We start from the raw sequence: 13,659 nt of genomic DNA, 5'->3' as shown, positions 1-13,659 counted from the left end.
CGTGACGCCGCGCGGCACGGCGTGGACATGCAAGTTCAGGCGGGGCCGGTTCCGGGCGTCTTCGCACGGCGCAGGGGGTGGAGAAGGCTGGACACGATCTCCCCGGTGGGCGGGAAGGACGCGGGATCACCGAGGCCGACCGCGACCGGTTCACGGCCGGGCCGCCAGGTGTAGCTTCCGAAGAAGTGGTCCCAGATCGACAGGTCCGAGCCGTAGTGGCCGGCTTCGGACAGGTCGGTGCTGTGGTGCAGCCGGTGCTGCTCCGGGCTGGCGAGCACATGGTTCAGCGGGCCGATGCGCACATCGATGTTGGCGTGGACGAAATATCCCTGGGCGGCCACGAACAGGCCCACGACCAACACGGATGCGCGGGAGAACCCGATGAGCGAGAGCGCGAGCTGCACGACGCCCTGGGCGAGGACGATGTCGAGGACGTGGTTGACACCGTTGTTCGCGACGTTCACCTTCTCCGGCACGTGGTGCACACCGTGCAGCCGCCAGAGCGTGGCATTGGTGTGCCCCAGCCGGTGCACCAGGTAGCTGGCCAGCGAGCCGGTCAGCAGCGCCGCCGGGATCTCCGCCCAGAGATTGAGTGCGGGCTCGCTGGGCGAGAGCATCGCGACCACCGCGGTGACCAGATACTGCGCGACCGCGCTGGACACCATGGTCAGCAGGAAGTAGGCCCCGTACCAACGCCATTCGCGGGCGTCCGGGTGCCAGGACCGCTGGTACGGAATCAGGCGTTCGAGTGCGGTCAGGTAGACGATGACGCCGACCAGGAAGAGTGGGCTCACCAGGCCGGGGTCCCAGTCGAGCTGGAGCGCAGCGGCACCCACCGCGACCGTGCTCACCAGGAGGAGCGGATACGCCGACACGCGCAGTACCGCGCGTACGGAGAACTCCGGAGTATCGTGCCCCCGGGCCCGACCAGAAGTCACCTCCGGGCCACCGCCGGGCAGCGGTTCGCGACTTTCCACTCTCAGCACCTTTTCGGAAGGAAGCAGCACGGCGCGGTGCACGGAAGAGTGCGCGGGCCATGAATGAAAATCTGATCGGATACCTGCGAATGCACGCGACCGGACGAATGTTCGCCACTTGTCACGCGCAGGAAATGGGTTCGAAGTGCGTGAGGAGCGCCTTCATGGGCTCCGCGAGCCTGGGCGTCGTCACCGGGGTTCGCCCTAGTAATTTTTCCCTGATGAGCTGACTCAACCGTCGAATTCAAGCCGCATGGCGCCACTTTGCGACGGGCGCGACAAAATCAAGAGCGCCCCCCAAGCCACCCCAAATTGCCACTCATATTAATTACTTTTCATATCGGGAATTGCCGCCCCCGCCCCACCGGCCCTTCGCCGGAAGTGGATTCGCGACCAACCCCGCGGCAGCAAGGGCCGCCTGACGCAGCCTCAGCAGTTTCGGCGAGAGCCGGCACCCACCTCCCCCGCCTCCACCGCCCACGTCCCCGGCGACCGTGATCACGGATGTCCGGTAGTCGCCCCCACCGACCCGAATGACCAGGGTCGATTAGTCCATTGCCTGCGGAATTCCCCGGAGTTGTCGGCAGGGATTCACCAACTCCCGGATACAGGACGGCCGGACGAGGGCGAGAACCGCGATGGGGCACCGCTCGCCCCGCCGACAGCCGGTGGCACCACTCGTCCGCGTGTCCAGATCCGATCGACGATGACCTGTTCGAGGTCCTTGACATCCGCCGGGCGGGAGAACTCCAGCACCGCACGGACCCCCTCGCGCGATCGGGCGCCAATGGTATGGACATGACCAACGCCTCTGGCTAGTCTCGGAGTTGGTCTAGACCTAGTGAGGGTGGGATGCCACTCCCCCACTCGTCTCGCAGCGCCCCCACACCTCCCTCAGGAGCGAAGCATGCGCAGAAAGATCACTTCATTCGTCCTGGGTCTCGGAATCGCCGGAGCTTCCTTGCTCGCCACGACCGGCAGCGCCCAGGCCCACGGCTACACCGACGCCCCCATCAGCCGTCAGCAGCTCTGCGGCCTCGGCACCGTACGCAACTGCGGCCAGGTCCAGTGGGAGCCGCCGAGCGTCGAAGGGCCCAAGGGCTTCCCCGCCCGCGGGCCGGTCGACGGCACCATCTGCGCCGGCGGCATCGGCCGGTTCTCCGAGCTCGACGACCCGCGCGGCGGCAACTGGCCCGCCACGAAGGTCACCGCGGGGCAGAGCTACACGTTCCGCTGGCAGATCGAGGCGCGGCACGCCACGACCGACTTCCGGTACTACATCACCAAGGACGGCTACGACCCGACCAAGCCGCTGACCAGGGCCGACCTGGATCCCCAGCCGTTCCTGACCGTGCCCTTCGGCGGACGTCTGCCCGGGTCCACCGTGACCCACTCCGGAGTGCTGCCGCAGAAGTCGGGCAAGCACCTGATCCTCGGCGTCTGGACGATCGCCGACACCGGCAACGCGTTCTACGCCTGCTCGGACGTCACTTTCTGAGTCCGGGCGTACCCGGCTCGTCGCCGGACGGAGGGTCGTCCGGCGACGGGTCGGCTACTCGGCCCCGCCGTCATTCCGCCTCCGCGCCGGCGAGCCGCCGCGGACCGGGTTCCACGGTGACGAGCGCGATGCCGCCGCAGCACACCGCGAGCAGCAGCAGTTCCGCGGCGGAGGGCGCGGTCCCGGTGCCCAGGGCCCAGTCACCGAGCCGCACCGTGAACGGGACGGCCAGTTGCACGGCCGCCGTGAAGACCGGCCCGCGCAGCAGGATGAGCCGGTGCTGCACGAGGTAGGCGGGGGCGTACACGGCCCCGCCCAGGAGCACGATGCCGCCGATCGCGGCGGGCGTGGGCGGGTGCGAGACCAGCGCGGGCAGGGCCATCGGCAGCAGCAGGCAGGTGGCGGCCGCGAGGAGGACGGGCAGCACGGTGAGCGGCGCCATCCCCGGCATCCGCCTCCGGTAGAGGAAGCCGTACACCGCGAAGGCCACGGTCGCCGCGGTGACCAGGAGCAGTCCGAGCGCGTCCGCGTCGCCCGTCCCGGCGCCGAGCGCGGCGTACCCGACGGCGGCCGCGCAGGCGAGCACCGCTCCGGTCGCCCGACGTGCCCCGGAGCGTTCGCCGAAGAACAGCGCGCCGACCGCCACCGTGGCACACGGCAGCAGCGCGACGACGACGTTGGCCAGCGAGGTCCCGATCCGGGAGATGGACAGAAGGGTGCCCGCCGCGTATCCGGCGAAGCCGAGCAGGCCCAGCAGCCATACGGTGCCCGGCCTGGCGGCGGCCCTGCGCAGATCGGCCCGGCCGTCCGCGCGGGAGGCGGCGACGGCGGTGAGCACCGCGCAGCACACCGCCGTGCGGCCCACGGCGACGATCAGCGGATCGGTCCCGGTCACCAGGGCCCCGGACAGCAGCCAGGTACCGGAGAGCAGCAGGACGAGGACGGCCGGCATCGCGTGGCCCCTTCCGTGGGTGGCGAGCCTTTCCGGGGCGCCCTCGGCGGCTCGACCGGGGACGGGACGGGGCAGTGGGCATCGACGAGGGTCCGGAGCGCGACGCACTGTTCCTCCCCCGGGGCCGCCCTCCTGCGGCGGCCGACTATATCGGCGTCGGCCGGCCCGGTGGCAGGGGTCGTCGGGCCAGGTGGCTCACGGGGCGAGGTGGAGGTGGGCGAGGTCGTGCGGGACCGGGCCGCCGTGGCGGAAGAGCGGCGCGCTCTCGCCGTCCGCGGCCGTGGCGGGCGCGTCCGTGAGGCGCATCCGGGTGCGCAGCCGCCCGTAGAAGTCGTGCGGGCCGAGCCGGACGATCCGCAGCCGGCGCGGTGCCGCGTAGACGCCGACCCAGTCCCCGGCGTCCAGTACGCCGCGCAGCTGGCCGTCGATGGTCACCGCGGCCTGTCCGGAGTGCGGCAGGACCCGTACGGCGATCGGTTCGTCGGGGGCGGCGACCACGGTGCGGTCGAAGGTCATGTGCGCCGCCACGGGGGTGAAGAGGACCGCGTCCATCCGGGGCGAGACCACCGGCCCGCCGGCGGCGAAACTGTACGCGGTCGAGCCGGTGGGCGTGGCCATGACGACGGCGTCGGCCGAGTACGAGGCGAGGAGCCGGCCGCCGATGTAGACGCCGAGGCTCACCTGGCGGTCGCGGGCGAGCTTCTCCACGACGACGTCGTTGAGGGCGGTGACGTCCAGCGCCACGCCCCAGTCCTCCGCCGCGACCTCCGCGTCCGGGGCGGGCTGGGGCGGCGGCAGCATCGGGCGCCGCCCGTAGCCCATCAGGGCATCGATGTCCGGGGGCACTTCGAGCACCCGGGAGGCCCGCATGGTCAGGGTCATCCGCTCCTCGAACTCCGCCCGGCCCCGGTGGACGGCGTCGAGCGCGCGCACCACGTCATGGGCCGGTACTTCGGTGAGGAAGCCGACGCGGCCCAGATCGATCCCGAGCACGGCACCGTCGTGCTTGGCGGCGATCCTGGCGCCGCGCAGGAACGTGCCGTCGCCGCCGAGCGTCACGATCAGATCGGGGTGCCCCGCGACGTCGGCCTCCTCGCGCCCGCCGCGTCGGTGCCCGTCGCCCCGCCACACGTCGATGTCCGTGCAGGGGACCCCTTCGCGGGCGCACCAGTCGCGTACGACGCCCGCGGCGGCGACGGCCTCGGGGCGGCCCTGGTGCACGACGACTCCGACCCGTTCGACACCCATCGCGCCACCGCTCCCCGTGCTCCGACGACCTTCCTCGTCCCACTGTGGGCAAGGGGTGGTGGGTCCGCCCGTCGCCGGGACGGCGCTGCGCCCGGTCGGGCGACGGGCGCGGACGGGGCCGGCCCGCCGGTGGAGGATCTCCACCGACGGGCCGGACACCGCACGGGACGCGCCCCCGGGTCAGGACCGGGCGTCCTCCGGGATGCTGACCAGCCAGCGGGTGTCGCGGCGGGGCCGCAGGTAAAGCGCCCAGTAGAGCGTGGCGACCGCGGTGATGCCGCCGGTCCACAGCAGGTACTCGACCTCCTGCTGGGTCAGGATGTACGCCAGCACGGCGATCAGCAGCACGGGGACGGCGGGCCAGAGCGGCATCCGCCAGGCCTGCGCCTCGCGGTGCGCGCCGCGGCGGCAGAGCAGGGCCGCGACGGCGACCAACAGGTACATGGCGGTGACGGAGACGCCGGTGACGCCGTACAGGGTGTCGAGGTTGACGAAGCAGAGCGCCGCGCCGGGGACGCCGACGAGGAGGGTCGCGACCCACGGCGAGCCGAACCGGCCGAGCCGGGACAGGGCGTTGTTGACCGGTGCCGGCCACGCCTTGTCACGGGCCGAGGCGAAGAGCACCCGGGAGTTCTGGATGACCATGACGATGCCCGCGTTGATGATCGCAAGGGCGACGCAGAGGCTGACGAAGGTGCCGACCGCCGAGTTGGACCAGGCGGTGACCATGGTGCTGAGGTCGCCGGAGGTCAGGGCCGCCAGGTCCGGGGCGCCCATGGTGATGGCGATGACCGGGATCAGGATGACGGCGGTGGAGATGGCGAGGGTGGCGAGCACGGTGCGGGCCACGTTGCGGCGGGGATTCTCCAGCTCCTCGGAGAGGTAGACCGCGGTGGAGAAGCCCTGCGTGATGAAGAGCGCGATGGCGAGTCCGGAGACGACCATCATCGCGGTGACCGTGGAGTGGGAACCGCCGGCCGAGGCGACCGTGCCGTGCACCAGCGAGGACGCGCCGCGCTCGGTGTGGGCGAAGCCGAGTACGGCGACGACACCCGCCGCGATCACTTCGAGGACCAGGAAGATTCCGGTGATCCACGCGTTGGCGCGCAGGTCCAGCAGGCCGGCGAGGGTGGCCAGCAGCATGACCCCGGCGCCCGCGAGGGGGGCCGGGATGTGCACGATGGGCGCCAGGTAGTCGGCCGTCCCCATGGAGATCACCGGGGGCACGATCATCACGACGAGCAGCGACAGCACGAAGACGAGCCATCCGGCGAGCCGTCCCGCCATGGTCGACACCATGGCGTACTCGCCGCCGGCGCTGGGGATGAGGGTGCCCAGTTCCGAGTAGCAGAAGGCGACCGCGATGCAGAGCAGCGAGCCGATGGCGATGGTCAGGGCGGTGTACGTGCCGAGGCTGGAGAAGAGGTCCGGCACGACCACGAAGAGGGTCGAGGCGGGGGTCACGCAGGACAGCGTGAGCAGTGTGCCGCCCACGACGCCGATGGAGCGCTTGAGCTTCTGGGGAGTGGGGCCGGTCGCCGGGGCGAGCGCCTGAGGTGCGCTGAGCGTGTCGGTCATCGTGCGGTTCCGATCAAAAAGTGCGGTGTTTGAGCGCGGGAGCGGTATCGCCTCCAGACGAGGACGTGATGAGTGGTTTCGTCGCTCCCAGCGCGCTATGCAATCCCGACGTGTTCCGCAGGTCAAGAGGTGTTCACCTTCGGAATTCGTTGTTCTAGTGATCAGTTTCGACGATTTGGCGCTAACTGAGCAGAGGACGTCGAAGGATCGGGGGGTGCGGGAACCGAAGGCCGGACCCCGGGAATTTTTCCCCCGGTCGGCATCGGGCGCGGGCACGGGGCCCATGGGTCGCGCATTCGCCGCCCCGGTGCCAGCCTGGATGCATGACTTGGGCGTCATGGACTACGTGTGGTGTGTTCTCCGGGCACGGCGGCGTGCTGACGGAGGAGGTCGGTGTCCTGTCCGGGGAACTGACCGTGCACACGACCTGGGCCGAGGACACGGCCCAGATCACGGTGCAGTATTCGGGGGCGATCGACTGGTTCACCATGGCGGGCAGCCCCGTCGCGTGCTGTTCGGAGGAGGACAGCCGCCGCCTGCACGACGCGGCCGTGCAGGCGGTACGGAACGGGGCGGCGGCCACGGTGCCCGTTCCGCCCCGCGCGGCTCCGGAACGGGCGGCCGGGTCCGCCCCGGAGTGACGGTTCAGTAGGCCCCGTTGACGTTGTCGATGGAGCCGTACCGGTCGGCGGCGTAGTTGCACGCGGCGGTGATGTTGGCGACGGGGTCGAAGCTGTCCGTCGACGTGCCGGGCACGTGGTAGGCGAGGAACGTCGGATCGATGATCTGGAGCAGACCCTTGGAAGGGGTCCCCGCGGCGGCGTTGGAGTCCCAGTTGTTGACGGCGAGCGGGTTGCCGGAGGACTCGCGCATGACGTTGCGGTGGATCCCCTCATAGCTGCCGGGGATGCCGTGCTCGGCCATGACGGCCAGCGACTCCTTGATCCAGCCGTCCAGGTCGTCGGTGTACGCCGCGGTTCGCGCGGCGGGCGCGGCGGTCGGCGCCGCCGAAGCGGCCTGGGCACCGAGCAGCGGCAGGAGCAGGGCGGCCGCTCCCGTACCCACGGCTATGAATCCCCTGGTCAGCGAGGTGGCGGCGCGACGGTGGCGCGTACCGGTGAAGGACATGGTGGTTCCTCTCCGTCGCCTGCGAGGTGAGCTGTCGGGTTCGGGCTGGAGCTGCCCGGCCGCGCGTCGACGCGGCTTCACCCCGAGCCGTCCGGATGTCCGGACCGGCGGTGTACCTGGGTTCCCCGCTCCTGCCGTACACGAGTGGTCGGAATGCTCCGGACAGCGGCAGGATTCGGCGTTCCGTCCGGATTGACGAAGACCGTAGACGAGAGAATCCGAAGGGGACAAGACCCTTTTTCCGCATGTAATTGCCCAACAAGATCAAGTCATTTCATTTCCGGTAATCCACCTCACACCGACCCGGTGACGACCCTTGCGGGCAAAGGGATCCGCGGCATGCGGCACGGCGGTCGGGGGCGAAATGTGACTCGCACCACGGGGAGAGGGGAGCGGCGTTCCGGGCTCCGCCCCGCCGGACCGGCGAGCATTGCCAACCACTGCCTCTGCCGCTATGGTTTTCGTGTCCTGTTGTCTCCGATAGAGGTGGACGTTGCGCATCTGAGGTCCGCGAACACCACGCCGTACGGCTCTCGCCGTATGACTGTCACGTCGTCGCAGTGTTTCCGCACTGCCCGTGGCCGCCGCGTGGATGCGACCTCGATGCATGAGCCGTCCCTCGTTTCCAGGACAGCCGCATCCTTCTCCGCTGCTCGGTCGCCGCGTGGTGCTCGCATACGAATCCCCCCTTCATTGCGATCACGACTGCGAGGAAATCCATGGCGACACCCACCGCCCCCAGCGCCTCCCTCACCTGCTCGGCACTGACCTTCCGGTGGCCGGACGGCACCACGGTCTTCGACGGGCTCTCGCTGAGCGTCGGCCGCGGCCGGATCGGGCTCGTCGGCAACAACGGCGCGGGCAAGTCCACCCTGATGCGGCTGCTCACCGGCGAACTGCGCCCGTCCGAGGGCACGGTGACCATCGGCGGCAGCCTCGCCCACCTGCCGCAGAACATCACCCTCGACACCACCCTGCGGGTGGACCACGCGCTCGGCATCGCCGAACGGCGCGAGGCGCTGCGCGCCATCGAGTCCGGGGATGTCGACGAGAAGCACTTCGAGACGATCGGCGACGACTGGGACGTGGAGGAACGGGCCCTGGCGACCCTGGGCTCGCTCGGCCTCGGCGACATCGGACTCGACCGCACCGTGGGCGAGTTGTCCGGCGGGGAGACCGTGCTGCTGCGCCTCGCGGCGCTGCTGCTGGAACGCCCCGACGTCGTCCTCCTGGACGAACCCACCAACAACCTGGACCTGTTCGCCCGCCGGCGGCTGTACGAAGCCGTCGACTCCTGGCACTCGGGCGTGCTGATCGTGGTCAGCCACGACCGTGAACTGCTGGAGCGCGTGGACCGCATCGCCGAGCTGCGCGCCGGTTCGGTGAACTGGTACGGCGGCGGCTGGTCCGCGTACCAGGAGGCCGTGGCCACCGAGCAGGAGGCGGCCGGGCGGACGCTGCGCGCCGCCGAGGCGGACGTGCGCCGCCAGAAGCGCGAACTGGAGGAGACCCGGACGAAGCTGGCCCGGCGTCAACGCACCGGCAAAAAGGCTGAGCTGGACGGTGGCCTGCCGAAGATTTTGGCGGGCCGCCGCAAGCGGTCCGCCCAGGAGTCGGCGGGCAAGCTCCGCGGCCTCCACGAGGACCGGCTCAACGAGGCCCGCGAGCGGCGCGAGGAGGCCGCGGACGCGATCCGCGACGACGCCGAGATCCGGGTGAGGCTGCCGCACACGGCGGTGCCCGCCGGACGGACCGTGCTGACCCTGGACGAACTGCGCCCGCGGTTCGGCCGGTTGCGCGAGGGCACGCTCCAGGTCAACGGCCCGGAGCGGATCGCGCTCGTCGGCCGCAACGGCGCGGGGAAGACGACACTGCTGCGCACGCTCACCGGTGAGCTGGCCCCGCTGTCCGGCGAGGCCAGGACCTTCGTCCCGACGCGGTTCCTCCCGCAGCGGCTCGATGTGCTGGACCCGGAGCTGAGCGTCGCGGCGAACACGGCCCGGCTGGCTCCCGGGGTCACCGACAACCAGATCCGCTCCCAGCTCGCCCGCTTCCTCTTCCAGGGGAAGCGGGCCGAGCAGCCGGCGGGCACCCTCTCGGGCGGTGAGCGGTTCCGTGCCGCGCTCGCGGCCACGATGCTCGCCGCGCCGGCCCCGCAGCTCCTGATGATGGACGAGCCGACCAACAATCTCGACATCGCCAGTGTGCGGCAGCTGACCAGCGCCCTGGAGTCCTACGAGGGCGCGCTGCTCATCGCCAGCCACGATCTGCCGTTCCTCGAAGCGGTCTCCATCACCCGGTGGCTGCTGGTCGACGAGGAGCTGCGGGAGACCACCCCCGAGGAGGTGGCCGAGCTGCTCGCCGCACCGGCGGACTCCGCCTGAGCGGCCGGGGCGCGGGTTCCCGTACGAAGGACGTACGGGAACCCGCGCCCCCTGCGGGTCAGAGCCGGTCGAGGATCTTGTTCATCTGCTCGATCTCGGCGGTCTGGGCCGTGACAACGGCCTCGGCGAGCTTCTTCGCGTCGGCGTTCCTGCCGTCCTTCTGCTCCTTCTCGGCCATGGTGACGGCGCCCTCGTGGTGGCCGATCATGAGTCGGGCGAACTTCCTGTCGAAGTCCTTGCCCCTGGCCGCCTCGAGGCCGTCCATCTCCTTGTCGGACATCATTCCGGGCATGCCCGCGCCGTCCGAGCCGTGGTCCATCCCGGGCATGTCACCCATCGAGGCGTCGGGCAGCGGCTTGCCCCAGGACGTCAGCCATCCCTTCATCGTGTTGATCTCGGGGTCCTGCGCGTCCTCGATCGCGGAGGCCAACTTCTTGATCTCGGCGTCGGCGGCCCGGCCGTCGGCCAGCCGCGCCATCTCGATGGCCTGCTGGTGGTGCGGGATCATCTGCTGCGCGAACTCCACGTCCGCGTCGTTGAACGTACCGGCGGCGGCCGGGGCGGAGGCCCTGGGCGAGCCGTGGTCCATGCCCGGCATGGACGAACCGTCCGAGGAGTCGTCGGAAGAGCCGCAAGCCGTCAGGGCCAGGGCGAGCACGGCGGCGGTGCCGACCGCCGCGAGCGTACGGCGGCGGGCGGCGAAGGGCGCGAAAGCAGACATCGCGGTTCTCTTTCCAGGTGTGTGGGCGCGCCACGTCCGTGGCGCGGAAGGGCAGGGAGGTCCGGCCGGACCGGCCCGAAGGCCGTGGACCGGCGGATCCCTGTCACGTCCGCGCGACGCACACCTGGAGCAGCAGCCCCCGGCCGGCGAACGGCGGTCCTCGCCGCGCCGGTCCCCGTACGGCGGTGCGGGCACCGGAGGCCACGCCCGTGACCGGCACCAGCAGCCCCAGCGCCGTCAGCAGGGGCAGCACCCGGTCCCGGGACTGGGTGAAGACGCAGGACTCGCCGTCCGCCGCGGGCGCCGCGACGGCCACCCGCTCGGAGCCGTGCCCCTCGGCCATGGCGGCGTGGCCACCGGCCGTCGCCGTACCCGGAGCGGCGGCGATCGCCGTCCCGGCGTCGTGGCAGCCCGCCGCCGCGCCGGCCGGTGCTCCGTGCATGAGGAACAGCCCGAACAGGGCGGCGCAGAGCACGAGCAACCGGAACGCTCCCGGTGCGCGGGTCCGTCCGCGATCCACGGCTGCCTCGAATCCCTGGTCGTAAGAGTCCTGCGGTACGGGCCCGACGATACCCCCACCGGGTGTCCTGTCCGATGGCACCCCCGGTCCGGGAGGGCCGTGAACCGCATGCGGAATCACATACCTCCCTTTACGCTCAAATCCGTATCCACGACCCCTATCCCCGCGGACCGACAGGAAGCGAGTTCCCCATGGGGCGACTCAGGAACTCGGGACTCGCCGGGGAGCTCTCCGCGGAGTTCCTCGGCACCCTGATCCTCATCCTCTTCGGCTGCGGGGTCGTGGCCCAGGTCGCGGCGGGCGGCGCGCTCACCGATCCGCCGGGAGGTCTGGGCAACCACGACAGCATCGCCTGGGCCTGGGGGCTCGGGGTCACCCTCGGCGTCTATGTGGCGGGCCGCCTCAGCGGCGCCCACCTCAATCCGGCGGTGACGGTCTCGCTGGCCGCGTTCAAGGGCTTCCCCTGGAGGAAGGTCGCGCCCTACTCGCTCGCCCAACTGGCGGGCGCGTTCGTGGCGGCGCTGCTGGTCCGGTGGAACTACTCGGAGGCGCTGGCCAAGGTCGACCCGGGGCACACGATCAAGACACAGGCGGTGTTCTCCACCCTGCCCGCCAACGGGAACCACGCGCTGCCGATCCATGAGTGGGGGGCCTTCCGCGACCAGGTCATCGGCACCGCGATCCTCGTCCTGCTGATCTTCGCGGTGACCGACCTCCTCAACACCCCGCCGGGCGCCAACCTCGGCCCGTTCGTCGTGGGGCTCATCGTGGTGGCCATCGGCATGGCGTTCGGCACCAACGCCGGATACGCCATCAACCCGGCCCGTGACCTCGGCCCCCGGCTCGCGAGCTTCCTCACCGGATACGGCGGCGCCTGGCGCGACCAGTACGGGGAGCTCTACTTCTGGGTGCCCATCATCGGCCCGCTGGTCGGCGGCCCGGTGGGGGCGTTCGTCTACAAGGTCCTCATCAGCACCTTCCTGCCCTCGCCCGAGGAGGAGCCGGAGGGCAGGATCCCCGTACTGCCCGAGAAATGAGCGCCGGTCCGCGCGGCGGACCGGGACCCAGGAGAGGCGGCATGCCATGGCGGACTTCATCGGCGCGGTGGACCAGGGCACCACCAGCAGCCGCTTCATGATCTTCGATCACGGCGGCAACGAGGTGGCCCGGCACCAGCTGGAGCACGAGCAGATCATGCCCCGCCCCGGCTGGGTGGAGCACGACCCGGTGGAGATCTGGGAGCGCACCAACTCGGTGATGCAGACCGCGCTGCGCACCGGCGGGCTGAGCGGCACGGACCTGCACGCCCTCGGGATCACCAACCAGCGCGAGACGACCGTGGTGTGGGATCCGCGCACCGGGCGGCCGTACTGCAACGCCATCGTGTGGCAGGACACCCGCACCGACTCGATCGCCAAGTCGTTGGAGGACGCCGGGCACGGGGAGGTGATCCGGCACAAGACGGGGCTGCCCCCGGCGACGTACTTCTCCGGCGGGAAGATCAAGTGGATCCTTGACCACGTCGACGGCGTCCGGGCGGCCGCGGAGCGGGGGCACGCGGTGTTCGGGAACACCGACTCGTGGGTGCTGTGGAACCTCACCGGCGGCCCCGAGGGCGGAGTCCACGCCACCGATGTGACCAACGCCAGCCGGACGATGCTGATGGACCTGGAGACGCTGGACTGGGACGAAGAACTGCTGGAGATCTTCGGAGTCCCCCGGGCGATGCTCCCGGCCATCCGGCCGTCCTCCGACGCCGAGGCGTACGGACGGACCCGCATGTCCCGCCCGTTGCGGGCCGCGGTCCCGATCGCCGGGGTCCTCGGCGACCAGCAGGCGGCGACGGTGGGGCAGGTGTGCTTCGCGCCCGGCGAGGCGAAGAACACCTACGGCACCGGCAACTTCCTGCTGCTCAACACCGGTACGACGCCGGTCCGCTCGCGGCACGGCCTGCTGACCACGGTCGCCTACCGCTTCGGTACGGCCCCGGCGGTCTACGCCCTGGAGGGCTCCATCGCGGTCACCGGTTCGGCGGTGCAGTGGCTGCGGGACCAGATGAAGGTGATCAGCGAGGCGAGCGAGAGCGAGCGGCTCGCCCGGACGGTGGACGACAACGGCGGGATGTACTTCGTCCCGGCCTTCTCCGGGCTCTTCGCCCCGTACTGGCGCTCGGACGCCCGGGGCGCCATCGTCGGTCTGGCCCGCTACCACACCAACGCCCATCTGGCGCGGGCCACCCTGGAGTCGATCTGCTACCAGAGCCGGGACGTGGTGGAGGCGATGGAGCAGGACTCCGGCGTCCATCTCGATGTGCTCAAGGTCGACGGCGGGGTGACGGCCAACGACCTCTGCATGCAGATCCAGGCGGATGTGCTGGGCGTCCCGGTCAGCCGTCCGGTGGTCGCCGAGACGACGGCGCTGGGCGCCGCGTACGCCGCCGGTCTGGCCACCGGGTTCTGGCGGGACCAGGACGAACTGCGGGAGCACTGGCAGGAGTCCAGGCGCTGGGAACCGCAGTGGGACGAGGAGCGGCGGGCGCGGGGGTACGCGGACTGGAAGCGTGCCGTGCGGCGCACCCTGGACTGGGTGAGTGTGGAGTGATCCGGTGGCGCGCCGTACGGGAGGGGCCGGGCCCCGTCCCGGACGGCGCGCC

At 70.9% G+C, this 13,659-nt stretch carries 12 protein-coding genes and 1 riboswitch; of the genes, 5 read left to right on the top strand and 7 right to left on the bottom strand.

The window, feature by feature from the left end:
- Nucleotides 1-35: 35 nt before the first annotated feature.
- Complete coding sequence (locus tag ACF08W_RS02770) at nt 36-938, bottom strand: sterol desaturase family protein (protein ID WP_392278332.1); 903 nt, start codon at nt 936-938, stop codon at nt 36-38.
- Nucleotides 939-1,884: 946 nt separating this feature from the next.
- Between ACF08W_RS02770 and ACF08W_RS02765 the strand changes: the two genes are divergently transcribed.
- Entirely contained in the window at nt 1,885-2,475 is a 591-nt protein-coding gene (locus ACF08W_RS02765) for a lytic polysaccharide monooxygenase auxiliary activity family 9 protein (protein ID WP_352276619.1), read from the top strand.
- Between the two features lie 70 nt (nt 2,476-2,545).
- Here ACF08W_RS02765 and ACF08W_RS02760 read toward each other — a convergent pair whose 3' ends face one another.
- The 3 genes from ACF08W_RS02760 to ACF08W_RS02750 form a co-directional block, all read right to left on the bottom strand.
- Complete coding sequence (locus ACF08W_RS02760) at nt 2,546-3,427, bottom strand: DMT family transporter (RefSeq protein WP_392278158.1); 882 nt, start codon at nt 3,425-3,427, stop codon at nt 2,546-2,548.
- A 195-nt stretch (nt 3,428-3,622) separates the two neighbouring features.
- Nucleotides 3,623-4,675: an NAD(+)/NADH kinase gene (locus tag ACF08W_RS02755; protein WP_352276616.1), complete on the bottom strand. Its 1,053-nt coding sequence runs from the start codon at nt 4,673-4,675 to the stop codon at nt 3,623-3,625.
- A gap of 180 nt (nt 4,676-4,855) precedes the next feature.
- Nucleotides 4,856-6,253, bottom strand: coding sequence for an APC family permease (locus ACF08W_RS02750; protein ID WP_392278157.1), 1,398 nt, complete (start codon nt 6,251-6,253; stop codon nt 4,856-4,858).
- Between the two features lie 323 nt (nt 6,254-6,576).
- Between ACF08W_RS02750 and ACF08W_RS02745 the strand changes: the two genes are divergently transcribed.
- A complete protein-coding gene (locus ACF08W_RS02745; protein ID WP_392278156.1) occupies nt 6,577-6,894 on the top strand; it encodes a hypothetical protein in 318 nt (105 codons plus the stop codon).
- A 4-nt stretch (nt 6,895-6,898) separates the two neighbouring features.
- On the opposite strand, the gene ACF08W_RS02740 is transcribed toward ACF08W_RS02745, so the two are convergent.
- On the bottom strand, nt 6,899-7,381 hold the full coding sequence (locus tag ACF08W_RS02740) for a transglycosylase SLT domain-containing protein (protein ID WP_392278155.1): 483 nt from the start codon (nt 7,379-7,381) through the stop codon (nt 6,899-6,901).
- A gap of 3 nt (nt 7,382-7,384) precedes the next feature.
- Nucleotides 7,385-7,572, bottom strand: a riboswitch (cyclic di-AMP (ydaO/yuaA leader).
- 528 nt (nt 7,573-8,100) lie between these two features.
- On the opposite strand from ACF08W_RS02740, the gene ACF08W_RS02735 reads away from it, so the two are divergent.
- Nucleotides 8,101-9,765, top strand: coding sequence for an ABC-F family ATP-binding cassette domain-containing protein (locus ACF08W_RS02735; protein ID WP_392278154.1), 1,665 nt, complete (start codon nt 8,101-8,103; stop codon nt 9,763-9,765).
- Between the two features lie 58 nt (nt 9,766-9,823).
- Here ACF08W_RS02735 and ACF08W_RS02730 read toward each other — a convergent pair whose 3' ends face one another.
- Together ACF08W_RS02730 and ACF08W_RS02725 are read right to left on the bottom strand one after the other, a co-directional pair.
- The gene (locus ACF08W_RS02730) at nt 9,824-10,486 is read right to left on the bottom strand and encodes a DUF305 domain-containing protein (protein ID WP_385215702.1); all 663 of its coding nucleotides are present in this window, start codon (nt 10,484-10,486) and stop codon (nt 9,824-9,826) included.
- Nucleotides 10,487-10,589: 103 nt separating this feature from the next.
- Complete coding sequence (locus ACF08W_RS02725) at nt 10,590-11,006, bottom strand: hypothetical protein (protein WP_392278153.1); 417 nt, start codon at nt 11,004-11,006, stop codon at nt 10,590-10,592.
- A 191-nt stretch (nt 11,007-11,197) separates the two neighbouring features.
- On the opposite strand from ACF08W_RS02725, the gene ACF08W_RS02720 reads away from it, so the two are divergent.
- Both ACF08W_RS02720 and glpK read left to right on the top strand, forming a co-directional pair.
- Entirely contained in the window at nt 11,198-12,043 is an 846-nt protein-coding gene (locus ACF08W_RS02720; protein WP_385215707.1) for an MIP/aquaporin family protein, read from the top strand.
- 46 nt (nt 12,044-12,089) lie between these two features.
- The gene (gene glpK / locus ACF08W_RS02715) at nt 12,090-13,607 is read left to right on the top strand and encodes a glycerol kinase GlpK (protein WP_392278152.1); all 1,518 of its coding nucleotides are present in this window, start codon (nt 12,090-12,092) and stop codon (nt 13,605-13,607) included.
- Nucleotides 13,608-13,659: the final 52 nt, after the last annotated feature.

Source organism: Streptomyces sp. NPDC015144, from assembly GCF_043079735.1.
Lineage (GTDB): Bacteria > Actinomycetota > Actinomycetes > Streptomycetales > Streptomycetaceae > Streptomyces.
The sequence above is the reverse complement of the archived record's forward strand: the minus strand, read 5'-3'. Positions and strand labels throughout refer to the sequence as shown.